Source organism: Sinomicrobium pectinilyticum (assembly GCF_003725735.1).
GTDB lineage: Bacteria > Bacteroidota > Bacteroidia > Flavobacteriales > Flavobacteriaceae > Sinomicrobium > Sinomicrobium pectinilyticum.
The window spans coordinates 42,127-68,753 of the sequence record NZ_RJTM01000028.1 but is presented as its reverse complement, the minus strand read 5'-3'; the positions used below and the strand labels follow the sequence as shown (position 1 = coordinate 68,753).

The following is a 26,627-nucleotide window of genomic DNA, read 5'->3' as shown; positions in this document are numbered from 1 at the left end:
GCCTTTTGGTTTTTCTGCTCTATATACTCTGTTATAACTCCATAGGATTCCCTCTTCATCCCGATAATATCAGAACTCTCTGAAGAATAAAATCCCGTCACATTGAATTTTGTTGTGTACTAAGATCGAAAAGACAAAGTATATTTTTATCCGGAAACGGATTTATTTAAAGAAAGAATCCACAAATTCATATTTATTAAATACCTGGAGGTCTTCAATCCCCTCCCCGACACCAATATATTTAACGGGGATACGGAACTGATCGGAAATGCCTATCACCACTCCTCCCTTGGCTGTTCCGTCGAGTTTGGTCACGGCCAGCGAGGTCACTTCGGTTGCTTTTGTAAATTGTTTGGCCTGTTCAAAGGCATTCTGCCCGGTAGACCCGTCAAGCACAAGCAGAACATCATGCGGGGCATCGTCTACAACTTTTTGCATCACCCTTTTTACCTTGGATAATTCGTTCATCAGGTTAACCTTATTATGCAAGCGCCCGGCGGTATCTATGATGACCACATCGGCATCCTGGGTTACGGCAGATTTCAGGGTGTCAAAGGCCACCGAAGCCGGATCGCTTCCCATATTCTGTCTTACGATCGGTACATCAACCCGGTCTGCCCATATCTGCAACTGGTCTATAGCTGCAGCCCTGAAGGTATCGGCAGCACCCAATACCACCTTTTTTCCCTGTTTCTTGAACTGATAGGCCAGCTTACCGATAGTGGTGGTTTTCCCTACGCCATTCACTCCTACCACCATCATAACATAAGGTTTTTTATCCTGGGGTATTGTAAATTCGGTAGCTTCCCCGGTATTGGTTTCTGACAATAATCCGGCAATTTCCTCGCGGAGTATCCTGTTGAGCTCTTCGGTCCCCAGATATTTGTCCCTGGAAACACGTTCTTCTATACGTTCTATGATCTTCAGGGTGGTATTTACACCGACATCACTGCTTACCAGTACTTCTTCGAGGTTATCCAGTACCTCATCATCTACTTTCGACTTCCCGGCTACCGCTTTACTCAACTTGCCGAAAAAACTGGTTTTGGTTTTCTCCAGGCCTTTATCCAGGGTCTCTTTTTTTTCTGAAGAGAATATTTTCTTAAATAAATTCATGAATCGGGTTATTGGGTTGCTGAGTTACGGGTCATAATAGTTACGGATCGATAGGTTCGCGGATTATTGAAGATAATTCCGGGGCACAGCATTCCGGTATTCCAACAATCCGAATAACGAAATAACCTTAATGACCTTTTACACCCCTCAAAGATATAAAAACAAAAAGCTACTTTCGGTATGAAAGTAGCTGATATATAAAAATATTGTGAACTTTTTTTTACTGTTTGCTCAACCAGTCATTAACCAGTGAAGGATCCATAACTGATTCTACAAAAGTATATGCGCCTGTTTTCGGAGATTTCACCATTTTAATGGCCTTGCTCAATCTCTTGGACTTAGTCTGTAAGGTTGCTACGGTTTTCTTTGCCATGACTCTAACGTTATTTGATATTTTCTGCGAAAATATCTAATTATTTAATTTCTTTGTGAACTGTCATCCTCTTCAGGATAGGGTTGAATTTTTTGATTTCCAGCCTATCCGGAGTATTCTTCTTGTTCTTTGTGGTAATGTATCTTGACGTTCCAGGCATACCTGACTCCTTGTGCTCTGTGCACTCCAATATCACCTGTATTCTGTTACCTTTCTTTGCCATCTCTCTATGCTTTTCTTAAAAAAACGATTATTTGTAATATCCTTTAGCCCTTGCTTCTTTCAACACCGCGGATATACCTTTTTTATTGATGGTCTTCAATGCGGAAGTAGAAATCTTCAAAGTGACCCAACGGTCTTCTTCTGGAATATAAAAGCGTTTTTTAGTAAGGTTAACATTAAATTTACGCTTTGTCTTGTTCATGGCGTGAGAAACATTGTTCCCCACCATTGCCCTTTTTCCGGTAAGCTCACAAACTCTTGACATTTCTTCTATACTTTTGTGTTATCTAAAAACAGGGTGCAAATTAACGAATTTTTTCGCTGACAGACAAATGCCTGCATTAATTTTTTAAAATTTCTTCCCAAAGCATTTCCAATGTCTTGTTCACTGCCTTATTCAGTACCTTTTCGCGGTGATTTCCAAAGTTGAATTTTTGGGAATACACACCTTTCGGAGTTGCTATCCCTATGTACACAGTACCAATTTCCGCATCGGAATCTCCCTTGGTCGGGCCCGCATTGCCCGTAGTAGACACGGCAAAGTCCGATTTGAGCAATTTTCGCACTCCTGTGGCCATGGCCTCGGCGACCTCCGCACTCACTACACTGTGCTTGTCTATCAATTCCTGCGGCACACCGAGCACATCCGCTTTTGTTTCCGTGGCATAGCTCACCACTCCTCCGCGAAAATAAACCGATGCCCCGGGTGCCGAGGTCATCCGTTCCGATACCATCCCTCCGGTACAGCTTTCGGCAGCAGCCAGTGTCTTTTTTTTATCTGCGAGCAATTTTCCCAGCAAGACTTCCAAAGGCTCGTCGCTTTCCAGGTCGTATATAATGTCTCCTATAAGTCCATAAAGTTCATGTACCTTATCGGAAACTACCGATTCTATAAACTCCTTATCGGTCCCTTTTGCAGTCAGACGAAGACGTACTTTTCCTATTTGAGGCAAATACGCAAGTTTTACAAAGGAAGGCAGGGCATTTTCCCAGTCGGCAATACTATTGGCTATATCGCTTTCCCCCATCCCATAAGTAATAATGGTACGATGTAAAATATAAGGCCTGTCGTAGTTTTCCCTTAGCCTCGGAAGCACTTCTCCCTGCATCAGCGCTTTCATTTCATAGGGCACACCGGGAAGAGATATATACACCACTCCTTCCTTTTCAAACCACATTCCGGGTGCAGTACCGTACCTGTTCATAAGTACCTCGGCCCCGGAGGGCACCATAGCCTGGCTCCGGTTCAGGTTCGATATCGGTGTGTTTATGTGCTTCGCAAACAATTCTTCTATATGCGCAAGGACTTTCTGGTCCTGCACCAGGATATCCCCAAAGAACTCGCAAAGCGTATGCTTGGTAACATCATCTCTGGTAGGCCCCAGTCCACCGGTAATAATGATTATATTAGTACGGCGACGGGCTTCTTCCAGGGTTTTTAGGATGTGCTCCCTGTTGTCCTGGGCAGAAGTAACCTGGTAAACCGAAATTCCGATCTTATTCAGTTCCGCAGCAATGTATGCGGAATTGGTATCTACAATCTGCCCGATGAGGATCTCGTCCCCGATAGTAATAATCTCTGCCTGCATTACAGTGCAAAATCCGTTTTTAATTCCGTTATGACTTCCCGTATCTGCTCCTTTACTTCCGCATACATACCTTTTATACCGGAAATATCCGTATGCTCTTTGGCTTTTGTTTCCAGGACACGTATCAACGAGGTGGTTTCTTCCATACCAAGCAGATCCACATTGGGTTTTATCTTATGGGCATGTCTGTATATCGCGTCAAAATCGCCTGTTTGCACGGCCTGTTCCAACTCCTTCATATCCGCAGGCGTTTCTTCTACAAACACGGATACAACCGAAGTTATAAAATCCCTGTCTCCGTCGGACAGTTCTTCCAATTTTTCCAAACTGTATGGCATATTATTTCTTTTTAATATATAAGCGACACTTCTCCTTAAAGGAATTATTTTATTTTATATTCAGGGCAAATGAGCTTTTATCTTCCAGAAAACCTTCGAGGAAGTCGCCCGGATCCACTTTACCTACTCCTGCCGGTGTACCGGTAAAAATAATATCACCCTTTTTCAGCGTAAAATACCCCGAAATATAAGCTATAAGTTCATCTACTTTCCAAAGCATCAGTTCCGTATTTCCCTCCTGTACAACATCTCCGTTCTTTTCCAGGCGAAAACGGATATTATTGATATCAGGATGCTTTGTTTTGGACTCCCAGTTCCCCACCACTGCCGATCCGTCAAAAGCCTTTGCTTTTTCCCAGGGCAGCCCTTTTTCTTTAAGCATACCCTGTACATCTCTCGCGGTAAAATCGATCCCGAGCCCTATTTCGTCATAATATTTATGTGCAAACCTGGCATCGATATGTTTCCCCACCTTGTTTATTTTCACGAGCAATTCTACTTCGTAGTGTATGTCCTCACTGAAACCGGGGATATAAAAATCCTTTTCCCGCAACAGGGCCGTATCCGGCTTTATAAATATCACGGGGGCGGCCGGACGTTCATTGGCCAATTCTTTAATATGATCGGTATAATTCCTACCTATACAGATTATTTTCATATGTCTTTTTATTGTTTTTTCAATGGTCATACGAAACCTCTATCCGACCGTCGGGAAGATTCGAAGATTAAAACAATTATGCGTACTTGTGCCTTAAAAATTATTTTAATCATGTCGGTTTTATTTGTATTTATGGTTTTCCGGGTTGCACACCAGATATCTTTAATTTGTTATCTTCAGCTTAAAGGCGGGAACCGGTATCCTGTTGCCAAAGACAGGATCGGAAGTATCCAGCCGGTTCATTTTCTTCCATCCGTCGGTACTGCGATAGTAGGACCGGAAATTTTCATCATCCCATTCCAGAACGCCTTTAAAAACCGGGGCATACTTTACTACAGACACATTATCATACGTCAGCGTATCATTTATCCCCAGTGTCCTGGTCTCCTTATAAGCGTTCTCCTTTATAAAAAGGTGCTCTACCGCCACAAAGAAACCATCATCCGGTATACGGATATGATATGGTAACAGGTTTATCTCTGTTTTGAAACTCAATGGTTCCCTCCTTACAATAAGGTTATCCGGCAACAGGTCCTTACCCGGTTTACCTTCAGGGGTAACCTCCAGTATACGGAGGCGAAACACTGCAGCAATATTGTTTTGCTCCCGCGCAGGATAAAACCGGACCTGTATATTTTCTAAAAAACAATTTCCTGCAAAATTACGTGGTTTTTCATAATATTTAGCTACGGCAGAAGGATACGCCCCTCCACTGAAATTCCCGAGACCTATGGACCTTTTACCGGAAAAACCGTTTATATTCTTATGGTCGGTACCTTTTACAAGATAAACTTCTACTTCCTTCAATGCTTCGACATCCGGTTCCAGATAAACTCTTGCTCTGGATAATACGGACAAAGGCAACATTCTGGACTTAAACCCCACACAACTGAACCGCACCATGACATCTTCGTCGCTTTCTCCCGGAACCCAGTGGAAATTACCGTTTTCATCCGTTGATGTTCCGGATGTTTTTCCTGCCAGAATAAGATGTGCAAAGGGAACCGGTTCACCGGTGTCTTCATTCAGCACACTTCCCGTAACGGCCTTTTCCTGGGCCAGTATCCCGCATGAAAAGAACAATAAGGTATACAGAAAGTGTTTCACCGGGTATTTACAGAAGTTTATTGTTTAGTTTTCGCAATTTTATGCCGGTAAGCACTTTTTTGGTATAGAGCGGGAAATCGGCATTCAAAAGCCAGCCGAAATATCCCGGTTCTTTTTCCAGGACTTCTTCTACAAGCCTTCCTTTGTGCTTGCCAAAAGAAAAAATTTCCACACCTTCTTCATTATAGGTAATGTAACCGGCGAAATCGGCGGTCTGTTTCCGGGTAGTAAATTCGGAAAGGAATTTTATATCGTTCTGCAGTTCCTCATACCGGTCCAGCTGTGATTTCAGCACCTCGTATGTAGCGGTCGTATCTGCTTCGGCAGAGTGTGCATTATCCAGGCTTTTGTCGCAGTAAAACTTATATGCAGCTTCCAGGGTGCGTTTTTCCATCATGTGAAAGATAGTCTGCACATCTACGGCCAGGCGGTTCTTCATTTCAAAATCCACTTCGGCACGCAACATCTCCTCTGCAAGAAGGGGGATATCAAAACGATTGGAATTATATCCGGCCAGATCACTGTCTTTTATCATATTGTATATCTCGCGGGACAGCTGTTTAAATGTAGGTTCGTCAGCCACTTTTTCATCCGTAATACCATGAATAGCAGTCGAATGTTCGGGTATGGGCATTTCCGGGTTGACCAACCAGGTTTTGCTCTCCTTATTTCCGTTAGGGTATACTTTAAGGATGGATATTTCCACAATCCGGTCTTTAGCCACGTCGGTCCCGGTAGTTTCCAGGTCAAAAAAACAAATAGGTCTGGTGAGTTTAAGTTCCATTATTAAAATTAAGAATTTCGAGTCTTTAAATTATGGTAAATATACTGATTGCAAAAGAAAACCCCGAACAATGCCGGGGTTTTTTAATACTCATCGCTGTAATTATTCACAGCAGAAACATAGGGATGTATGCCTCTGCGGTTTATATTGTTCTTTCCGGGTCCCACGCCTCCAGGTAGTCGGCCACCCGCTTTACAAACATTCCGCCCAGGGCACCGTCAACCACCCTGTGATCATAACTATGGGACAGGAACATCCTGTGCCGTATACCGATAAAATCACCTTCGGGAGTTTCTATTACGGCAGGTACTTTCCGGATAGCTCCAAGGGCCAATATACCTACCTGGGGCTGATTGATAATAGGAGTCCCCATAACACTTCCGAAAGTCCCCACATTGGTCACGGTATAAGTGCCACCCTGCACTTCGTCCGGTTTAAGTTTATTTTGCCTGGCCCTCCCGGCAAGGTCGTTTACCTGCCTGGCCAGTCCCACAAGATTCAGCTGATCGGCATTACGGATAACGGGCACTATAAGATTACCGTTGGGCAGGGCTGCCGCCATTCCCAGGTTTATATTTTTCTTTTTAATGATCTTATCCCCTTCTACGGAAATATTCATCATCGGAAAATCGCGCAGGGCCCTGGCTACGGCTTCCATAAAGATAGGGGTAAAAGTCAGTTTCTCCCCTTCCCTTTTTTCAAATTCTCCCTTTTTCTTATTGCGCCAGTTTACAATATTGGTAACGTCTACTTCCACAAAACTCTGTACGTGAGCGGATGTTTGTACGCTTTGTATCATATGGTGTGAGATCAGTTTCCGCATACGGTCCATCTCTATGATCTCATCCTCTCCACTGCTTACGGCAACCTGAGGTGCCGCCTCTACGGGTTCTGTTTTTTCTGAACTTCCTGCTGCAGGGGCAGTCTTTCCTGTAACTTGTTTTTGTGCTCCCCGGTTTTCCAGATAACCCAGAATATCGTTTTTGGTTACCCTGCCGTTTTTCCCGGACCCGGGTATGTGTTCCAGCTCCTCCAGGGATATACCTTCTTCTTTTGCTATATTCTTAACCAGGGGAGAATAAAACCTTTCTGAAGCGGAAAAATCCACCGGTCCGGCTATTGCAGGTGCCGCTGTTTCTTTAGCTGCTTCGAAAGTCTTTTCCACTTCCGATACGGCAGCTTCCGCAACTTCTTCCTTATCGGCAACCCCACCTTCTCCTTCTGTTTCTATTACGGCAATGACCTGTCCTACCTGAACCACATCATCCACATCAAAACGTTTTTCCAACAGCACCCCTTCTACTTCACTGGGCACTTCGGAATCCACTTTATCCGTAGCTATCTCTAAAACTGCCTCATCCATTTCAATGGTATCTCCGACTTCTTTGAGCCATGATGTAATGGTTGCTTCCGCAACACTTTCTCCCATTTTGGGCAATTTAAGTTCAAATTTTGCCATATTTATATTTTAAAGATGCTTTATCGTTTTTCGATTGCGAAATTAATCAAAAAAACCTTTTTTTACTGAAAATAAATTATTTTATTTTCTTTCAATTCCGGATTTTCCGGACCTTTCTTTTTGGCTCATCCTTTGAGCGAATTCTCAAACGGAATACGGTGCAATATACTGCGCCCGAGGGTAATCTCATCCGCGTATTCCAATTCATCTCCGACGGCTATACCCCTGGCGATCGTAGAAGTCGTTACGCCATAGGCTTCTATCTGCTTATAGATATAAAAATTGGTGGTATCTCCTTCCATAGTGGAACTCAGGGCAAATATCACCTCTCTGACCTGACCTTCCTTTACTTTATTTATTAACGTGGAAATATTCAGATTATTCGGTCCCACCCCGTCCAAAGGAGATATTTTTCCTCCCAAAACATGATACAGTCCTTTGTACTGGCTGGTATTTTCTATTGCCATGACATCACGGATATCTTCAACCACACAAACCAGGGACTCGTCCCGTTTAGGATTAGCACATATCTCACAAAGGTCCGTATCCGAGATATTATGACAGTTCCTGCAATACTTCACTTCATTCCTCAGGCTTCGGAGGGCAAAAGCCAGCCTTTCTGTCTGTTCCGCAGGTTGCCGCAGCAAATGCAATACAAGCCGCAGGGCCGTACGCTTGCCTATACCGGGAAGCTGCGACATTTCCCGTACCGCATTTTCCAATAGTTTAGAGGAGAATTCCATACCCGCAAAAATACGAAATTCGAAATAGAGTTTAACTTTGGGAAATGAGATAATTCGTTAATATACCAATGTGACAATTTAATAAAAGGTCTAATTTAACAATTACCTCATTAACTCATTATCGAATTATCTCATTATTCTTTTTCGTACTTTGGTCGCCGGAAAAAATCCGATTTTTTATGCAACCGACACATATACTCCTCATTATTGCAGCCTACTTCGGACTACTGATCTTCATATCCTACCTCACCGGGAAAGATGGCGACAACAACGAAACTTTTTTCAAGGCAAAACGACAATCACCCTGGTATGTGGTAGCATTCGGAATGATCGGGGCCTCATTGAGCGGTGTTACTTTTATTTCCGTACCCGGATGGGTAGAAGCATCCCAGTTCAGTTATATGCAAGTAGTTTTCGGGTATATCCTCGGATACCTGATCATTGGAACTGTGCTCCTCCCGCTTTACTACCGGTTAAATCTCACTTCCATATATACCTATCTCGGCGAGCGTTTCGGCAATAGCAGTTACAAAACCGGGGCTTCTTTTTTTCTCATTTCGAGGGTCGTAGGTGCCAGTTTCCGGTTATTTTTGATCGCTAACGTACTGCAGGTGATCCTCTTTGACGAAATGGGCATCCCTTTCTGGGCAACAGTCACCCTGACCATTGCCCTCATATGGCTGTACACTTTTAAATCGGGCATTAAAACCATTGTCTGGACAGACACATTACAAACCTTGTTTATGCTTATTGCCGTAGGTGTGGCCACATATTCCGTTTACCAGGATCTTGCTATCGGCGAGATAGGGGTTGTCAGATATTTATCGCAGAGCGAATTTTCCAGGATGTTTTTTTTCGACGACTTCAAAAGTGCCGATTATTTCTGGAAACAGTTTTTTTCCGGGGCTTTTATTGCCGTGGTAATGACCGGACTGGACCAGGATATGATGCAGAAGAACCTCACCTGCAAAAGCCTGAAAGATGCACAGAAAAACATGCTATGGTTTACGATAGTTCTTACTATAGTCAACTTTTTTTTCCTGTCCCTGGGACTTCTCCTTACCGTCTACGCTCAAAAAAATGGTATTGATGCCCATAAAGACGAATTGTTCCCGGTGCTCGCCAAAGACTATCTCGGTACGGGAGTGTTCGTGTTTTTTCTCATCGGACTCATAGCAGCCGCTTACAGCAGTGCGGACAGTGCCCTGACCTCATTGACCACCTCTTTTAGTGTGGACATCCTTGATATAGAAAAAAGATATGACGAAAAAAAACAGGTGCGTATCCGTAAAAGAGTACATATTATCATCTCCCTACTGCTTATACTTGTGATTGTTATATTCAAATACATCATAAAGAACGAAAGTGTTATTGCCAAACTTTTTGTCTTTGCAGGATATACGTACGGCCCGCTACTCGGCCTGTACAGCTTCGGGCTTTTTACCCGGTGGAAAGTGCGGGACAAACTGGTTCCCTTTGTTGCCATTCTCTCCCCCGTTCTATCGTATGTCATTGCCGATCGCATGCGGGTATTGTTCGGATTCGAATTCGGGTTCATCATACTCATACTTAACGGGTTCCTTACTTTCTGCGGACTTGCATTACTCATCAGAAAGGATCCCCGGGAACTTCCCCCGGTATCGTAATCATCAAATTCCGGATCTATGACCTACCAGGAAAAAATTATTGAAAACTACATCAACGCCTACAATCGTTTTGATATTGACGGCATGCTGAATGAACTGCACGCGGACATCAGGTTTGAGAATGTCCATGGAGGCGAAATAACCCTTACTACCCAAGGCATTTCCGCATTCGGGGAACAAGCCGGGAAAGCCGCCCGGCTCTTCAGGGAAAGAGAGCAGGTCATTACCGGCTTCCACACTGAAGAAAACCACATCACCGTAAGCATCAGCTATACAGGGATCATTGCCTGTGATTTACCCGACGGCCCGAAGGAGGGTGATATCGTAAAACTGGACGGAAAATCCGTTTTTACCTTTGCAGAAGGAAAAATAATACACCTGAGAGATGAGAGCTAGAGATTACAAAAGCAAATCCCCGGGACATAACACCCTGAAAACATAACGATTAAAGCACTTATTACCAGCTTTTACCTCCGCTTTCGGGCATTGATTTTAAACACGGACTTATATTGCACGCTTGCTTACTTCCCCTTATCTTTGCACCTTAAAACTTAAAATTAATGATTGAGATTACCTTACCCGACGGATCTGTAAAGGAGTTCCCTGAAAACTCCACTCCTATGGACGTTGCCAGAAGCATCAGCGAAGGTTTGGCGCGCAACGTTATTTCTGCAAGTTTTAACGGTACAACAGTGGAAACGGCGACCCCGCTGACCACAGATGGTAATCTCGTATTGTATACCTGGAACGATGATGCAGGTAAGAAAGCTTTCTGGCACTCCTCCGCCCACGTACTGGCACAGGCATTGGAAGAGCTTTACCCTGGTGTAAAACTCACCATAGGGCCAGCCATAGACAATGGTTTCTACTATGATGTGGACCTGGGGGATAAAACCATCTCTGATAAGGATTTCCCTGATATCGAAAAGAAAATGCTTGAAATCGCCAGGGGAAAATACGATTACAACATGCGCTCGGTAACCAAGGCCGAAGCACTGGACTATTATAAAAAACAGGGTAACGAATACAAAGTAGAGCTTATCGAAAACCTGGAAGACGGGACCATTACTTTCTGTGACCACTCCACATTTTCCGACCTCTGTCGCGGCGGGCATATTCCCAATACCGGGATCATTAAGGCAGTAAAGCTCCTTAATACTGCCGGGGCATACTGGAGAGGAGACGAAAACAACAAACAGCTGACCAGGATCTACGGTATCTCCTTTCCGAAGCAAAAGGACCTTACGGAATATCTCCATTTACTGGAAGAAGCCAAAAAGAGGGACCACAGAAAACTGGGAAAAGAACTGGAACTGTTCACCTTTTCCCAGAAAGTAGGCCAAGGATTACCTTTGTGGTTACCTAAAGGTGCCGCACTGCGTGAGCGCCTGGAGAACTTTCTCAAAAAAGCACAGAAAAAGGCCGGATATGAGCAGGTAGTATCTCCGCATATCGGGCAAAAAGAACTATACGTGACTTCCGGGCACTATGCCAAATACGGGGAAGACAGTTTTCAGCCTATTCACACCCCGCATGAAGGTGAGGAATTTTTGTTGAAACCGATGAACTGTCCTCACCATTGCGAAATATACAATGCAAGGCCGTGGAGTTACAAAGAACTCCCTAAAAGATATGCGGAGTTCGGTACGGTATACCGTTATGAACAAAGCGGTGAATTACACGGTCTCACCAGGGTAAGGGGTTTTACCCAGGACGATGCGCATATTTTCTGTACCCCGGATCAGCTCGATGACGAATTCAAGAGTGTCATTGACCTGGTGCTGTATGTTTTCGGTTCGCTCGGTTTTGAGAATTTTACCGCCCAGGTGTCGCTTCGCGATCCGGAAAATCCGGAGAAATACATCGGTAGTGACGAAAACTGGGAAAAGGCTGAAAACGCCATTCTGAATGCAGCCAAAGAAAAAGGGCTGAATTACGTAATAGAAACAGGAGAAGCCGCTTTCTACGGCCCGAAGCTGGACTTTATGGTTAAAGACGCTCTCGGGAGAAGCTGGCAATTAGGTACCATACAGGTGGATTACAACCTGCCGGAACGCTTCGACCTTTCTTATAAGGGCAGTGATAACGAATTACACCGCCCGGTAATGATACACAGGGCACCTTTCGGAAGTATAGAACGCTTTGTGGCCATACTTTTGGAGCATACGGCGGGGAACTTCCCGTTATGGCTGATGCCGGAACAGGCTATCCTACTCTCTATCAGTGAGAAATATGAAAAATATGCCGAAAAAGTTTTAAGTTTATTAGAAAATTACGAAATTCGCGCCCTGGTAGATCACCGAAATGAGACTATCGGCAAGAAAATAAGGGAAGCTGAAATGAAGAAAATCCCTTATATGCTCATTGTCGGTGAAAACGAAGAAAAAGAAGGCACCATCTCGGTTAGAAAGCACGGTGAAGGTGACATAGGGACCATCACGGTGGATGCATTCGCCAAAATAGTAGAAAACGAAATAAACCGAACTTTAAAACAATTTTAAACGAAGTTTAATTAAAAATCTGTAAGCCATAGCAATTAAAAGAAGATTCAACAGAAACCGTCCTAACCAAAGAGAGGACAAGAATCCGCACCGGACTAACAGGGATATCCGTGTACCGGAAGTTCGCCTGGTGGGAGACAATGTAGAAGTAGGCATATATCCAACCAAAGTGGCCCTGGCCAAAGCAGAAGAGCTTGGACTGGACCTGGTTGAAATTTCACCTAAAGCTGCCCCTCCTGTTTGTAAGATTACGGATTATAAAAAATTCCTTTACGAACAGAAAAAACGCGAAAAGGCTTTAAAGGCAAAAGCTACCAAGATAATAGTTAAAGAAATTCGTTTTGGCCCCCAAACCGACGAACACGACTACGAGTTCAAAAAGAAACACGGGGAAAAATTCCTGAAAGACGGTGCCAAACTAAAGGCGTATGTTTTCTTTAAGGGACGATCTATCGTGTATAAGGACCAGGGAGAAATTTTACTTCTCCGGCTGGCCCAGGACCTGGAAGAGTACGGAAAGGTAGAACAGATGCCCAAACTGGAAGGTAAACGAATGACCATGTTTATCGCTCCGAAGAAGAGTAAGAAATAAGCGAAATAATCAAAATAATTTAGGAATTATGCCTAAGATGAAAACCAAATCCAGCGCCAAAAAGCGTTTTAAGCTGACCGGTTCTGGTAAAATCAAAAGAAAGCACGCTTTTAAAAGCCACATTCTGACAAAGAAAAGCAAAAAGCGTAAGCTTGCGTTAACGCATAGTACCCTGGTACATGAAAATGATGTTAACAACATTAAAGAACAGTTACGTTTAAAATAATTGTTCTTTACGGTTCGTATTATTGTATAACCCTGGAGTCAGGCAAAATAGGTTTCGAATACCAAGTACAGAAGCCATTTTAAAAGTACCGTTTACCGGACGCCTGCTACAAAAAACAAAAAATTATGCCAAGATCAGTAAATTCAGTAGCATCGAGAGCCCGCAGAAAAAAAATAATGAAGCAGGCAAAAGGCTACTACGGAAGACGTAAAAACGTTTGGACCGTTGCCAAAAATGCGGTTGAAAAAGCAATGCTGTACTCGTACAGAGACCGCAGGAACAAAAAGAGAACTTTCCGTGCTTTATGGATTACCCGTATCAATGCCGGGGCCAGACTACACGGATTGTCATACTCTCAGTTCATGGGTAAAGTAAAAGCCAACGACATCGAACTAAACCGTAAGGTTTTAGCCGATCTGGCCATGAACCACCCGGAAGCTTTCAAGGCAATCGTAGACAAAGTAAAATAAACGTTTATTAACAACATATTTCGCTTATTGAAATCCGGCCAAAAAGGCCGGATTTTTTATTGGTGGTTTCGGATATGCTCATCCCGCTGATTTTCAAAACCGGAAATAACAAGCATTTAACAACCATAACATACATTATCCTTACCTTTGGAGTTTAAAACAAGCCGGCTGCAAAAGTTGTAAATTATACAAAAACACATTTAAAATATATGTTTACAGTTCCGGAATTCAGCCATTTCTAAATCCCGGACAACTATATACGATTGGGAATATTTTGCCCTGCTGATATCAAAAGAACGGCCAGACAATACCCATGAATGTAAAAACAACCACCTTTGAAAACACCAAACACCATAAGTGAATTTTATAACCGTGGGCTCCCGGCTTCAAAGCCCGCTACTTTATATCTGATACTTTAAAATTGCTATACAATGGATTTATCACAAATAAAACTTATAGCCACCGATATGGATGGCACTTTACTGAATTCGCAAAACAACGTCAGCGAGAAGTTCTTCAAAATATTCAAAGAGCTTAAGCAGCACCATATTCATTTTGTCGCTGCCAGCGGGCGCCAATACCACAGTATAACCGATAAACTTCATTCTATTGCAGACGATATCACCATTATTGCGGAAAACGGAGCCATAGCCAAACAGCGGGGAAAAGAACTCCTGGTAACGCCTCTTTCCCTCTCCGTAGTGCGGGATGCCATTACCCTGATCCGGCCTTTGGAAGATGCCTATATTGTGATATGCGGGAAAGACAGGGCATACATAGAAACGGAGAATATTGCATTTCACGACATGTTCCGCGAATATTACCACGAATTCACTAAAGTGCCCGACCTCAACAATATCGAAGGAGATGAGTTCCTTAAAATAGCCGTATACAGCTTCGGGGGCTCCGAAAAGAACATATACCCCCACGTCCGTCACCTGGAAGAAACCCTGCAGGTAAAAGTATCCGGAGAATACTGGCTCGATATCTCCAGCCAGGATGCCAACAAAGGCCACGCTCTGAGACTTATTCAGGAGAAACTAAATGTTACCAGGGAAGAAACACTGGTTTTCGGCGACTACAACAATGACCTGGAAATGATGGAGCAGGCATATTTCAGTTATGCCATGGAAAATGCCCACCAGAACGTATTGAATGCTGCCCGGTACAGAACACTCAGCAACGACAATAACGGTGTAGAGCATATCCTGGAAAAACTCCTGGAAGCGAAGAGAATGGCAATATCCGGCCAATAGGCGCCTTCATCACACTCCGAAAGCGGTTATGACAATGCTTCTGCTGCCTCCATGGTTACGATGTTCACAAAGGTAAATTCCCTGCCATACGCCCAGGTTTAACCTTCCTGCGCTTATAGGCACCTCAACGGAGCTTCCCATTAGCGACGCTTTGATGTGGGCAGGCATATCATCCGGCCCTTCCTGGGTATGCACATAATAAGGTTCGTTTTCCGGTACTGCAGCGTTCATAAAACTCTCAAAATCTTTCCGCACGGAAGGATCGGCATTTTCATTGATGGTCAGTCCTGCGGAAGTATGCTTTATGAAAACCTGCAACTGCCCCCTCTGTATGTCCCGTATCCGGGGCATCGCATTCAGTATTTCCTGTGTAATAAGATGAAAACCCCTTTTCCTTGGTTTAAGCTGTATCTCTTCCTGCAAAAAAAACATATCTGTATGGTAATTTAAGAGTGAATAATTTGCCTGTACGCCCCGATCAGGTCTTCTGTTTCTTTTTCTTTGCTGCCGGGAAAAGGATATTATTAAGGATGAGCCGGTACCCGGGAGAATTCGGGTGCAGTTCCAGTTCTGTTTTGGGGTCTCCTACCCTGTGCTGGTAATCTTCCGGATCATGTCCGCCGTAAAAGGTAAAAAAACCTTTTCCTTTTACCCCGTGGATATAACGGGCCTCACCGTTAGCCTTATTCTCACCCAGTATCAATACGGGCGACTTGATCTCGTTTCCGTTGAAACTGGTGGTCTGTCCCATAAACCCCTTGATCAGCGCCGTATGGTTCTGGCAGAGCATAGTGGGGACCGGGTCCCATTTGGCTGAAAATTCCATGAGCGTAAAGTAGTCTACCTCTTTGGCTATCCTGCGGCGGTCTGTCATATCGATGGAAGAGAATTCATAGACATTCGGATCGCGTTCCAGGGTAAAGCCCGTAAAAGCAAGGGTCTTATCGTAATCTATTTTAGACTGGTAATCAGGATCGGAAGGATCGCCGTCAAACATAGGTTCACATATATCTACGCCTTCTGCCGAGAGCGCTATATCAAAACTATCGGTAGCAGAGCACATGGCAAACATAAATCCGCCCCCCACAACAAAATCGCGTATTTTCAGGGCTACGGCCAGTTTGGAATCGGATACTTTATCAAAGCCCAGTTTGGCTGCACGTTCTTCCGCCTCCTTCTTTTGCTGGATGTACCAGGGTGCCATTTTATATGCCCTGTAAAATTTCCCGTACTGGCCGGTAAAATCCTCGTGATGCAGGTGCAGCCAATCGTACATCGGTAATTGGTCCGCGAGCACTTCTTCGTCATAGACCACATCATACGGAATTTCGGCATAGGTAAGGACCATAGTCACCGCGTCGTCCCATGGCGGGTTATCTTTGGGTGAATATACCACCACTTTCGGTGCTTTTTCCAATACTACAGCTTCCTGATTTTTGGCAGGACTGCTTATTTCCCCGAGAATGCTTTCCGCCTTGGCATCGGACAGTACCTCATAGGACACCCCGCGTATAGTACATTCTTTCCGTATCTCTTCCGTGTCGGGCATAAGAAAGGAACCTCCGCGATAGTTGAGCAGCCACTGCACTTTAAAATTCTCCGACAGTGTCCAGTAGGCCATTCCGTATGCCTTGAGATGGTTCTTCTGATATTCCGCATCCATAGGAATCAGTATACGTGAAGCGTGGACAGACATGCTGCATAGGAGGACGAGGATAAAAAACAACCTGTAAACAGATAAGCCGAAACGCATAATAAATAAGGTTTAGTTTCAAAGTTACGGAAAACGTTTGGAAATTATACCGGGAAGATTCCCGGCATTAAAAACAGCGTGTTCCGGGTATAGTTACAATTAATCCCCGGAACACGCCGTTTTTATTCTTTATATGTATATTTTTTTTAGAACGGTACGTCACTGTCATCATCAGGTGCCGGACCTTCGTTCATCGAACTTCCGAAAGCATCTTCCGCACTCGGGAGAGCCCCGGGATTAAAACCGTCATCTTCGGAAGCGTTCATCTTGGACTGGAATTCGAACGGAGAGTCAAAATCATCCAGGTTATCGAACTTACCGAGGTGCCCGATAAACTTCAGACGGATGTTTTCCAATCCCCCGTTACGGTGTTTGGCCACAATAAATTCACCCTGTCCCTGGGTAGGAGTACGCTCCTCATCGTCCCATTCCTCTATCTTATAATATTCCGGGCGGTAAATAAAGGCAACAATATCCGCATCCTGTTCAATTGCTCCGGATTCCCTGAGGTCGGAAAGCAGGGGGCGTTTACTTCCGCCACGGGTTTCCACCGCGCGGGAAAGCTGGGACAGTGCTATAACCGGTACATCCAGTTCCTTTGCAAGTGCTTTGAGGTTCCTGGATATGGTAGATATTTCCTGTTCGCGGTTCCCCCCTTTTTGTGTTCCCCCGGCAGTCATCAGCTGAAGGTAATCGATAATAATCATCCGGATACCGTGCTGCGACGCAAGCCGCCTGGCTTTCGCCCTGAGGTCGAATATGGATAGCGAAGGGGTGTCATCTATAAACAAAGGTGCTTTCTCGAGCGATTTCACCTTTACGTTAAGCTGTTCCCACTCGTGTTTTTCGAGTTTTCCCGTACGCAGTTTCTCCGAAGACAAGCCGGTCTCGGAAGAAATAAGACGGGTAATCAACTGTACGGAAGACATCTCCAGGGAAAAGAACGCCACGGGAATATCGGAATTTACCGCAATGTTCCGGGCCATAGACAGGGTTAGCGCAGTTTTACCCATACCCGGGCGCGCCGCAACGATAATAAGGTCACTGGGCTGCCATCCGGAGGTAAGTTTATCGAGTTTATCGAACCCGGAAGGAATACCGCTCAAACCTTCTTTATTGGATATTTCCTCGATCTTCTTCTTGGCCTGCATAACAAGGCTTTGCGCCGTTTCGGAAGATTTTTTAATGTTACCCTGGGTTACCTCGTACAGCTTGGCTTCCGCACTGTCCAGGAGATCAAAGACATCCGTAGTTTCATCGTAAGCCTCCTCTATGATCTCCGAAGAAATTTTAATAAGGCTCCTCTGGATAAATTTTTGCAGGATAATACGTGCGTGAAATTCAATATGTGCAGAAGAAGACACTTTTTGGGTGAGCTGTATAAGGTAGTAATCTCCTCCTATCTGCTCAAGTTTACCGTCTTTTTTTAACTGTGAAGATACGGTCAACAGGTCTATAGGTTCCGTATTTTCAAACAGCTTTACGATAGCCTCGTAAATAAACCGGTGCGCTTCTTTATAAAAGGCATCCGGGTGCAGAATATCTATCACCTCGTCCACCCCCTTCTTATCGATCATCATGGCGCCGAGCACCGCTTCTTCCAATTCCAGGGCCTGAGGAGGTATTTTTCCTTTTTCCAGGGATATTATTCCCGATCTGCCCGAACTTACGGGCGCTTTTTCAATTTTAATTCCTGACACAGGGCCTGTTTTTTCCATAAACGCGAATGTAGAAAATGCTGTTTTAACTATTAAATAATTAGGACTACTTAATATTCACTCCTCGTCAACATTTAAGCTGTTAACAAGTTACGACTTTATGTTCATAACGTAAAAAAAACCGAAGTTCTTTACTTCGGTTTGTATCCTTATCCCCCGGAAAAGGGATTATGGCGGTTGATATTTTAGATGAACTAATTTTTAAACACACCCATGCTGGCATATTTTTCCATACGCTCTTCCACGAGTTCTTCCGGGCTCAGTTTTTTCAGTTCTTCGTAGTTCTCCAGAATGACCTGGGCAACGGTCTTGAAAGTGCTTTCCCTGTCGGAATGCGCACCTCCGAGGGGTTCTTTTATAATATCATCTACCAGGTGTAGTTTCTTCATATCCTTGGCCGTAAGTTTTAAAGCTTCGGCTGCCTGTTCTTTATATTCCCAGCTTCTCCACAAAATAGACGAACAGGATTCCGGTGATATTACCGAATACCATGTGTTTTCCAGCATGAGCACCCTGTCTCCCACACCGATCCCGAGTGCCCCACCGGAGGCGCCTTCTCCGATGATAACAACAATGATAGGGACTTTCAGGCGGGTCATTTCCATGATATTCCGGGCGATAGCTTCTCCCTGTCCTCTTTCTTCTGCTTCAATTCCGGGATAAGCACCGGGAGTATCTACAAGACAGACGACCGGAATTCCGAACTTTTCTGCCATTTTCATAAGCCGCAGGGCTTTACGGTATCCTTCCGGATTGGCCATACCAAAATTCCTGTATTGCCTTGTTTTGGTATTGTAACCTTTTTGCTGGCCGATAATCATAAAGCTCTGTCCGTCGATCTTACCAAGACCTCCTATCATAGCCTTATCGTCCTTTACGGTACGGTCTCCGTGCAGTTCCAGGAAAGTATCCCCGCATATGGCCCTAACATAATCGAGAGTATAAGGCCTTGAAGGGTGGCGTGACAACTGAACGCGTTGCCATGCCGTAAGGTTCTTGTATATTTCTTTTTTGGTTTGTGTAAGCTTCTTGTCTATTTGCTTACAGGTTTCGGTGACATCCACATCGCTCTCTTCCCCGATAACCCTGCACTTGGATAGTTGTTCCTCTAGTTCTTTGATAGGTAATTCAAAATCCAAATATTCCATTATCAATTAAATTTTGATTCGATTCAGCCTACAAACTTACGGATTTTTTTGTGTACAATTTATGGGCAAACCATTATTTATACACCTTAACACATTCCCACATCCGGGGAAGCTCCTACGTCGTTACCCGGTCCGTCCGCTTTTCCTTTCTTTATACCTTCCCGGTGTTTTAATATACCGTTGGCCAGTACGGTAGCGAGAATAACTACGGCACCGATATAGAACTGGGGATTCATTTTCTCGCTGTCCCCCAGGACCATAAAGGCCAGCAATATGCCGTAAACCGGTTCCATATTAATGGTTAGCATCACCGTATACGGGCTTATGTATTTCATAACCTTAACAGAAGATATCAGGGCATAAGCCGTACATACCGAAGCAAGCACAAAGAGATAAAGCCAGTCGCGGGAGGCAAGCCTGAAAAATTCCCCGGTAAAGACTTCTCCCCCCATAAAAAGGGAAAGAAAACCGACACCGCTCAGCAATTCATAAAAAGAAATGACAGACGGACGGTACTGTCTTACAAACCTTCCGTTCAGGAGCGAAAATACCGAAGACAGCAAAGCGGCAATAAGGGCAAGCACAATGCCTTCGATATAGGAAGATTCTACTTTAAAAATAAGGTATAGTCCCAGAATGACCACCAGCCCCAGAACAATTTCATGCCATATGACCTTTCGTTTGTACCATATGGGTTCCAGGATCGAGGTAAAAAGTGCCCCTGTTGATATCATCGCCAAAGTTACGGATACATTAGAGACTTTAACTGCCTTAAAAAAAGCTACCCAGTGCAGGGCCAGTACAATTCCCGCAAGGATAAAGGCGAGCACTGTTTTTCCCGGTACCCGCAGGGAAAAACCGCTGTACCATATATACCCACCGACAAAAAAGGTGGCTATAAACATCCTGTACCATACCAGCGGAATGGCTTCGACAGAGATCAGGGCCCCCAGCACTGCCGTAAACCCCCAGATAAACACTATGAAATGCAGGTGGAGGTAGTTCTTCTGATTATTGTTTAGCATTGTTCAGCAGATAGATGGCTAGTATTCCGAATAAAATATTGGGTAAGGCTGCTGCGAGCAGAGGAGAAAATCCCGATTGCTCTGCCATGGTACCGAATATCCTGTCAAAAAATATAAAAATAAAGGCCAGGGCAATCCCAAGAGCAAGATTGATCCCCATTCCTCCCCGTTTTTTCTTGGAGGATACGGCTACCGCAATGATGGTAAGTATGAATGCCGATACCGGCAGCCCCCACCTCTTGTACTTAACCAGGAGATATGTATTTATATTGGACGATCCTTTCTTCCGCTCCTTTTCAATAAATTTATTCAGTTCGAAAAGGTTTTTGGTCTCTGCTATGTACGATACCGGCGTCAGGTCATCCAGATTAAAGGAAAAGACGGTATCCAGCCTGCTCTCCTTCTGCAGTATATCATCGGTTTCCCCTATTTTCCGCTTTATATAGGAAGACAACCGGTACGTACTGTCCTTTTCTATCCACCGGATATTGCGGGCAGATATTTTATATATGAGCTGTTCGCCCTCAAAATGCTCCAGGGTAAAATTATACCCTATCTTATTTCGCGGGTCAAAGCTACTCACATAGATATAATCGTTATCGTTGATCTGGTTGTAGAGATTGGTGGTCTCACGGTCCTGCTTCCCCTTTTTCAGGTATTTATAATAAAATTCCTTATAGCCTTTACTGGCCGAAGGCACAATAAACATCCCCATAACAAAAGCCATTATGGCTACGAGAGCCGCCCCTACGATATAGGGCCGGAGAAAACGGGTATAAGGTACCCCCGAGCTCAATATGGCCGTTATCTCCGTATTATTGGCCAGCTTGGAAGTGAACCATATTATGGACAGGAAGAGAAATATGGGGAACAGCAGGTTGGCAAAATAAAAGGTGAAGTTTATATAATATATGACAATCTCCGAGGTAGGTGCTTCCTGTTCGATCATTTTACCGACTTTTTCCGAGAGATCTATCATAATCCCTATAGGAATAAAAAGGAGGAGCATCACCGTAAAGGTTCCGAGATACCTTTTAATAATATACCAATCTAATATTTTCACTATATCTATATATTATTTTCCATTACTAAAGCCTGTGCCCCAACTTCGGTACCATAGCATTTTTCCAGGCGTAAAAATCCCCTGCCAGGATATGCTTCCGCGCCTCACGCACCAGCCACAGATAAAAGCCGAGGTTATGTATGGTAGCAATTTGTTTGCCAAGATACTCATTTGCTGCAAAAAGATGCCTCAAATACGCCCTGGAATATTGTGTATCCACAAAAGTGACCCCCATTTCATCTACCGGCGAAAAATCATCTTCCCACTTTTTGTTCTTTATATTGATGATGCCATTTGCCGTAAATAGCATTCCGTTACGTGCATTCCGCGTAGGCATCACACAGTCGAACATATCCACTCCCAGTGCAATATTCTCCAGAATATTCACGGGGGTCCCTACCCCCATCAGGTAGCGGGGCTTATCTTCAGGCAGTATTTTGCAGACCACTTCGGTCATGGCATACATTTCTTCAGCCGGTTCTCCTACGGATAATCCCCCTATGGCATTGCCGTCTGCCCCGACCCCGGCAATGTATTCCGCAGACTGCTCCCGGAGGTCTTTGTAAACCGATCCCTGAACAATAGGGAACAAAGACTGTTCATACCCGTATTTTGCGGGTACTTTTTTCAGGTGTTCCACGCAGCGATCGAGCCACCGGTGTGTCATATGCATGGAGCGCTGTGCATAACGATAATCGCACGGGTAAGGGGTGCATTCGTCAAAGGCCATAATAATGTCGGCCCCGATGCTCCGCTGTATTTCCATTACGCTTTCCGGAGAGAAAAAATGATACGAACCATCTATGTGTGACTTGAACTTCACACCTTCTTCCTTTATTTTTCTGTTAGCTGACAGGGAATATACCTGGTATCCGCCGCTATCGGTAAGTATGTTCCTCTCCCATCCCATAAACTTGTGCAGGCCTCCTGCTTTTTCCAGGATCTCCGTCTGAGGCCTGAGATAAAGATGGTAGGTATTCCCCAGGATGATGTCCGGGTTAATATCTTCCCGTAACTCTCTCTGGTGCACTCCCTTTACGGATGCCACGGTACCCACTGGCATAAAAATAGGAGTTTCGATCACCCCGTGCCCTGCACTGATCTTCCCTGCCCTGGCTTTACTGGCAGGATCGTTTGCTTGTAACTCGAACTTCATAAAAACAATATCAATCAATCGGCAAAGATAGGAATATTTTAAAGTACGAAGCTTGAAGCCGGAAGCACGAAGTTAGGAGTTTGTATAACGGGACTTCGCACTCCAAACTTCCAACTTCAGGCTTCGGACTTCGTGCTTCCGGCTAAATCCAACAAATAATTTGTGAAACCCTGAAAACTAACACGGAAAACTTTTGTGGGAAGCTTATTTTAAGTTTATTTTTGCCAGGGAATAATTTCAACTATTAAAAATGTCTAATATTCAACAACTAAACGACTTATCAACACAGGTTCGCAGGGATATTTTGCGGATGGTCCACAAGGTAAATTCCGGCCACCCCGGAGGGTCTCTGGGTTGTACGGAGTTTTTCGTAAGCCTGTACAACGAGATCATGGAACTGAAAGATGAATTTGATATGGATGGTATAGGTGAAGACCTCTTCTTCCTTTCCAACGGGCACATTTCTCCGGTATTCTACAGCGTACTGGCACGAAAAGGGTACTTCCCGGTAGAAGAGCTCAGCACCTTCCGGATGATAGATTCCCGCCTTCAGGGGCATCCTACCACGCACGAAGGCCTTCCCGGTATACGTGTAGCTTCCGGTTCTCTCGGACAGGGAATGTCCGTGGCCATCGGGGCTGCCCTTGCCAAAAAACTGAACAAGGACAACCACCTGGTATACAGCTTGCACGGTGATGGTGAATTACAGGAAGGACAAAACTGGGAAGCCATTATGTATGCCGCTGCATATAAGGTGGACAATTATATTGCCACCGTAGATTACAACGGTCAGCAAATAGACGGAGCAACAGATGACGTACTTCCCATGGGCGACCTCAAAACCAAATTCGAAGCGTTCGGATGGGATGTCATGGAAATTAAAGAAGGCAATAATATAGAAGCCGTAATAAACGGTATGAAAGAAGCCAGAACCAGAACCGGAAAAGGAAAACCGGTATGTGTGCTACTTCATACGGTAATGGGCCACGGTGTGGATTTCATGATGTACACACACGCATGGCACGGTAAAGCACCCAATGACGAGCAATTAGAAAAAGCCCTGGCCCAAAACCCGGAAACTTTAGGGGATTATTGATCCGTGTACGGACGCACGGCCGTGCGTCTCAATCAGAGGAGACCATGCGTCTCTATGATGATGTACTGTTCCTTAAAATCCATTAAACAGAAAAACCAAAATGAAAAAATATACAGATACAGGAAAAAAAGACACCAGAAGCGGATTCGGAGCGGGGATGACAGTCCTTGGCCGTACCAATCCCAATGTGGTGGCTCTTTGTGCCGACCTTATAGGATCCTTAAAAATCCAGGAATTTATAGATGAGAACCCGGAACGTTTTTTCCAGGTTGGTATTGCCGAAGCAAATATGATGGGAATGGCCGCAGGGCTTACCATAGGCGGTAAAATACCGTTCACCGGTACTTTCGCCAACTTTTCCACCGGAAGGGTTTATGACCAGATCCGCCAGTCTATTGCTTATTCCGGTAAGAATGTAAAAATATGTGCTTCCCATGCGGGGCTTACCCTGGGAGAAGACGGGGCAACACACCAGATCCTGGAAGACATAGGACTCATGAAAATGCTTCCGGGCATGACCGTAATAAATCCATGTGATTACAACCAGACCAAGGCCGCTACCATAGCCATCGCAGAACACGAAGGACCTGTTTACCTCCGTTTCGGAAGACCCAGCGTAGCCAACTTTACACCCGAAGATCAAAAATTCGAAGTAGGAAAAGCCATTCTTCTCAACGAAGGTACGGATGTAACCATCATTGCTACCGGTCACCTGGTCTGGGAGTCCCTCCTTGCCGCCGAAGCCCTGGAAGCAAAAGGCATTTCTGCCGAAGTTATCAATATACACACCATAAAACCGCTGGACGAAGAGGCCATACTGGCATCTGTTGCCAAAACCGGTTGCGTAGTTACGGCAGAAGAGCACAACTACTATGGCGGACTGGGTGAAAGCGTAGCAAGGGTCCTGGTCAAAAACCAGCCGGCTCCCCAGGAATTCATAGCCACGAACGATACTTTCGGAGAAAGCGGAACACCTGCCCAACTCATGGAAAAATACGGCCTGAACAATAAAGCGATAGAAAAAGCCGTTGAAAAGGTACTGAAGAGAAAGTAGACTTTTCTTTAGCAAAAGAATATGTCTGCTGAAAAAGGTAATTATTTATTAACCATCCCGGGTTAAAATTATATACTCCGGGAATTAAATCCTACCTATGAAAAGATCGCTTTTAATTATTGCTATGCTTTTTGTAAGCGCTGCCGGGTTTTCCCAAATCGACTTTGGTGTAAAGGCCGGTTTTAACTACAACAAGACAGGAGACCTCAAAGATCAGGCAGAAGATATTCTGGATGGCGGAAAAGGAAAAGCCGGATTTCACGCCGGAGTATGGCTCCGCGGGGATGTACCTATCATAGGGCTGTACCTGCGTCCGGAATTTATGTATACCCAGATCAGCAGCGAATACGAATATCAGGGTAACAAAGGAAATTTTGACCTGCAAAAACTCGATGTACCGATCCTTATCGGTAAAAAATTCCTCGGTTTCGCGCATGCCTTTATCGGGCCTTCTTTCCAGTTTGTAGTGGACTCGGATTTTGATGCAGAAGATATTCAGGATATCGATACAGATAGTTTTACCCTGGGTATGCAGATGGGGCTCGGTGTGGAATTCGGCAGCCTCGGCCTCGATGTCCGGTGGGAAAGGGGACTTTCCGATTCCGAAGCCAAAATTGTACGAAACAATACCAACAGTGACATTACAATAGACAGCAGGCCCAATCAGGTTATTTTTGGCCTGTCTTATAAGTTTTAACGAGGCTATATCCGTCTGATAAGAAACAAAAAAACGGTCTGAATTGGATTTTCAGACCGTTTTTTATTTTTCTTTTTTCCGGACCTGGATCAATCCTCTTCTTCCTCTTTTATTTCCCGCACCCTCAAAAGATCAACGGTAAAAGCTACGGGAGTATAGGCCGGAATACTACCGGAACCGGAATAATACCCTAATCCGGCAGGCATAAATACCATTCCTATGCCATAATTACCACTAATAACATAAGTGCCATCCTCTTCATTGATATTTATTTCTCCACCTGACTTCAATGCAGGCATAAATTCACGGAAACCTCGGATATTATTGGACAGGTTAAACCATACCGGTGTATTGCTGTTATCAAAGATAAAATCATTCAGCAAAAAACCCTTATACCTTACCAATGTAGAGTCCGTACTTTTGGTAGCAGGAATACTGTCATTGTCTCCCTGTCTGGCCACGAGATAGTACATTTTATGGTCCAGCGTCTCGTCTGCCGAGAGCTCCACTGCTATGGTCTTTTCCGTGACCTGGTCCATCAGCGGGGTTTTGTCACTGTTCTCCCCGGCAATGGTATCAATAACGATCTTAAAATCAAAATCTGTGCTGTCAACATACGCAGAGTCTTTATAAGCTTCAAACTCTTCATAGTTATAAAAGTGGGTGCTCAGGTATTCTCTTATAGTCGCATCATTTTCCGCAGCCACTTCGGCAGGGTCCCGGACTTCGACACCACCTCCGTTATCATCGTTTCTACATGCCCCCAAGAGAACCACCGCTCCCATTACAACCAAACCTAGTCTGTTTATCTTCATCATTGTTAAAAAATTGAATGCG

At 44.5% G+C, this 26,627-nt stretch carries 29 protein-coding genes; 10 read left to right on the top strand and 19 right to left on the bottom strand.

The features are described 5' to 3' along the window. Window positions 1-162: 162 nt before the first annotated feature. The 11 genes from ftsY to recR form a co-directional block, all read right to left on the bottom strand. Window positions 163-1,116, bottom strand: coding sequence for a signal recognition particle-docking protein FtsY (gene ftsY, locus ED312_RS05280; RefSeq protein WP_123214963.1), 954 nt, complete (start codon window positions 1,114-1,116; stop codon window positions 163-165). 220 nt (window positions 1,117-1,336) lie between these two features. Continuing rightward, entirely contained in the window at window positions 1,337-1,489 is a 153-nt protein-coding gene (locus tag ED312_RS05275; protein WP_123214962.1) for a DUF4295 domain-containing protein, read from the bottom strand. Between the two features lie 40 nt (window positions 1,490-1,529). Then, complete coding sequence (rpmG, locus tag ED312_RS05270) at window positions 1,530-1,712, bottom strand: 50S ribosomal protein L33 (protein ID WP_112373121.1); 183 nt, start codon at window positions 1,710-1,712, stop codon at window positions 1,530-1,532. Between the two features lie 27 nt (window positions 1,713-1,739). After that, window positions 1,740-1,976 (bottom strand): 50S ribosomal protein L28, encoded by a 237-nt coding sequence (rpmB, locus tag ED312_RS05265; RefSeq protein ID WP_123214961.1) that lies wholly within the window; start codon window positions 1,974-1,976, stop codon window positions 1,740-1,742. Between the two features lie 76 nt (window positions 1,977-2,052). After that, window positions 2,053-3,300, bottom strand: coding sequence for a competence/damage-inducible protein A (locus ED312_RS05260; RefSeq protein WP_123214960.1), 1,248 nt, complete (start codon window positions 3,298-3,300; stop codon window positions 2,053-2,055). Next, window positions 3,300-3,638, bottom strand: a complete 339-nt coding sequence (locus tag ED312_RS05255) for an Hpt domain-containing protein (protein WP_123214959.1) — start codon at window positions 3,636-3,638, stop codon at window positions 3,300-3,302. The genes ED312_RS05260 and ED312_RS05255 overlap by 1 nt, the downstream gene beginning before the upstream one ends. Before the next feature lie 49 nt (window positions 3,639-3,687). Then, complete coding sequence (locus ED312_RS05250) at window positions 3,688-4,296, bottom strand: fumarylacetoacetate hydrolase family protein (RefSeq protein WP_123214958.1); 609 nt, start codon at window positions 4,294-4,296, stop codon at window positions 3,688-3,690. A gap of 162 nt (window positions 4,297-4,458) precedes the next feature. Beyond that, the gene (locus ED312_RS05245) at window positions 4,459-5,403 is read right to left on the bottom strand and encodes a carboxypeptidase-like regulatory domain-containing protein (RefSeq protein WP_170164448.1); all 945 of its coding nucleotides are present in this window, start codon (window positions 5,401-5,403) and stop codon (window positions 4,459-4,461) included. Window positions 5,404-5,410: 7 nt separating this feature from the next. Continuing rightward, on the bottom strand, window positions 5,411-6,187 hold the full coding sequence (locus tag ED312_RS05240; RefSeq protein ID WP_123214956.1) for a 3'-5' exonuclease: 777 nt from the start codon (window positions 6,185-6,187) through the stop codon (window positions 5,411-5,413). A 142-nt stretch (window positions 6,188-6,329) separates the two neighbouring features. Next, entirely contained in the window at window positions 6,330-7,646 is a 1,317-nt protein-coding gene (locus ED312_RS05235; protein WP_123214955.1) for a dihydrolipoamide acetyltransferase family protein, read from the bottom strand. Window positions 7,647-7,771: 125 nt separating this feature from the next. Beyond that, window positions 7,772-8,389 (bottom strand): recombination mediator RecR, encoded by a 618-nt coding sequence (gene recR, locus ED312_RS05230; protein ID WP_123214954.1) that lies wholly within the window; start codon window positions 8,387-8,389, stop codon window positions 7,772-7,774. 179 nt (window positions 8,390-8,568) lie between these two features. Here recR and ED312_RS05225 point away from each other — a divergent pair, with 179 nt between their 5' ends. The 7 genes from ED312_RS05225 (at window position 8,569) to ED312_RS05195 (ending at window position 15,080) form a co-directional block, all read left to right on the top strand. After that, window positions 8,569-10,035, top strand: a complete 1,467-nt coding sequence (locus tag ED312_RS05225; RefSeq protein WP_123214953.1) for a sodium:solute symporter — start codon at window positions 8,569-8,571, stop codon at window positions 10,033-10,035. 18 nt (window positions 10,036-10,053) lie between these two features. Continuing rightward, on the top strand, window positions 10,054-10,431 hold the full coding sequence (locus ED312_RS05220) for a nuclear transport factor 2 family protein (RefSeq protein ID WP_123214952.1): 378 nt from the start codon (window positions 10,054-10,056) through the stop codon (window positions 10,429-10,431). 164 nt (window positions 10,432-10,595) lie between these two features. Beyond that, window positions 10,596-12,536, top strand: a complete 1,941-nt coding sequence (thrS, locus tag ED312_RS05215) for a threonine--tRNA ligase (RefSeq protein WP_123214951.1) — start codon at window positions 10,596-10,598, stop codon at window positions 12,534-12,536. Window positions 12,537-12,564: 28 nt separating this feature from the next. Beyond that, complete coding sequence (gene infC, locus ED312_RS05210) at window positions 12,565-13,128, top strand: translation initiation factor IF-3 (RefSeq protein ID WP_123214950.1); 564 nt, start codon at window positions 12,565-12,567, stop codon at window positions 13,126-13,128. A 28-nt stretch (window positions 13,129-13,156) separates the two neighbouring features. Further along, window positions 13,157-13,354 (top strand): 50S ribosomal protein L35, encoded by a 198-nt coding sequence (gene rpmI, locus ED312_RS05205; protein ID WP_123214949.1) that lies wholly within the window; start codon window positions 13,157-13,159, stop codon window positions 13,352-13,354. 125 nt (window positions 13,355-13,479) lie between these two features. Then, window positions 13,480-13,824 carry a 50S ribosomal protein L20 gene (gene rplT / locus ED312_RS05200; RefSeq protein WP_123214948.1) on the top strand — a complete coding sequence of 115 codons (345 nt, stop codon included), beginning with the start codon at window positions 13,480-13,482 and terminating at the stop codon, window positions 13,822-13,824. Between the two features lie 431 nt (window positions 13,825-14,255). After that, window positions 14,256-15,080, top strand: a complete 825-nt coding sequence (locus ED312_RS05195; protein ID WP_123214947.1) for an HAD family hydrolase — start codon at window positions 14,256-14,258, stop codon at window positions 15,078-15,080. Window positions 15,081-15,089: 9 nt separating this feature from the next. Here ED312_RS05195 and ED312_RS05190 read toward each other — a convergent pair whose 3' ends face one another. The 7 genes from ED312_RS05190 to tgt form a co-directional block, all read right to left on the bottom strand. Then, complete coding sequence (locus ED312_RS05190; protein ID WP_123214946.1) at window positions 15,090-15,512, bottom strand: secondary thiamine-phosphate synthase enzyme YjbQ; 423 nt, start codon at window positions 15,510-15,512, stop codon at window positions 15,090-15,092. 46 nt (window positions 15,513-15,558) lie between these two features. Beyond that, window positions 15,559-16,776, bottom strand: coding sequence for an asparagine synthetase B (locus ED312_RS05185; protein WP_394342849.1), 1,218 nt, complete (start codon window positions 16,774-16,776; stop codon window positions 15,559-15,561). 203 nt (window positions 16,777-16,979) lie between these two features. Continuing rightward, window positions 16,980-18,551, bottom strand: a complete 1,572-nt coding sequence (dnaB, locus tag ED312_RS05180; RefSeq protein WP_123214944.1) for a replicative DNA helicase — start codon at window positions 18,549-18,551, stop codon at window positions 16,980-16,982. Between the two features lie 194 nt (window positions 18,552-18,745). After that, window positions 18,746-19,699, bottom strand: coding sequence for an acetyl-CoA carboxylase carboxyltransferase subunit alpha (locus tag ED312_RS05175; RefSeq protein ID WP_123214943.1), 954 nt, complete (start codon window positions 19,697-19,699; stop codon window positions 18,746-18,748). 86 nt (window positions 19,700-19,785) lie between these two features. Then, window positions 19,786-20,724: a DMT family transporter gene (locus ED312_RS05170; protein ID WP_123214942.1), complete on the bottom strand. Its 939-nt coding sequence runs from the start codon at window positions 20,722-20,724 to the stop codon at window positions 19,786-19,788. Further along, window positions 20,711-21,787, bottom strand: coding sequence for an LptF/LptG family permease (locus ED312_RS05165; RefSeq protein WP_123214941.1), 1,077 nt, complete (start codon window positions 21,785-21,787; stop codon window positions 20,711-20,713). Before ED312_RS05165 ends, ED312_RS05170 begins: the two co-directional genes overlap by 14 nt. 25 nt (window positions 21,788-21,812) lie before the next feature. Next, window positions 21,813-22,943, bottom strand: a complete 1,131-nt coding sequence (gene tgt, locus ED312_RS05160; RefSeq protein WP_123214977.1) for a tRNA guanosine(34) transglycosylase Tgt — start codon at window positions 22,941-22,943, stop codon at window positions 21,813-21,815. A 250-nt stretch (window positions 22,944-23,193) separates the two neighbouring features. Here tgt and ED312_RS05155 point away from each other — a divergent pair, with 250 nt between their 5' ends. The 3 genes from ED312_RS05155 (at window position 23,194) to ED312_RS05145 (ending at window position 25,790) form a co-directional block, all read left to right on the top strand. Beyond that, window positions 23,194-24,039: a transketolase gene (locus tag ED312_RS05155; protein ID WP_123214940.1), complete on the top strand. Its 846-nt coding sequence runs from the start codon at window positions 23,194-23,196 to the stop codon at window positions 24,037-24,039. Window positions 24,040-24,139: 100 nt separating this feature from the next. Further along, window positions 24,140-25,093 carry a transketolase family protein gene (locus ED312_RS05150; protein ID WP_123214939.1) on the top strand — a complete coding sequence of 318 codons (954 nt, stop codon included), beginning with the start codon at window positions 24,140-24,142 and terminating at the stop codon, window positions 25,091-25,093. A gap of 97 nt (window positions 25,094-25,190) precedes the next feature. Next, window positions 25,191-25,790, top strand: coding sequence for an outer membrane beta-barrel protein (locus ED312_RS05145; protein WP_123214938.1), 600 nt, complete (start codon window positions 25,191-25,193; stop codon window positions 25,788-25,790). A gap of 89 nt (window positions 25,791-25,879) precedes the next feature. Here the strand turns inward: ED312_RS05145 and ED312_RS05140 are convergent, their stop codons facing one another. Next, window positions 25,880-26,608, bottom strand: a complete 729-nt coding sequence (locus ED312_RS05140; RefSeq protein WP_123214937.1) for an FKBP-type peptidyl-prolyl cis-trans isomerase — start codon at window positions 26,606-26,608, stop codon at window positions 25,880-25,882. Window positions 26,609-26,627 lie beyond the last annotated feature (19 nt).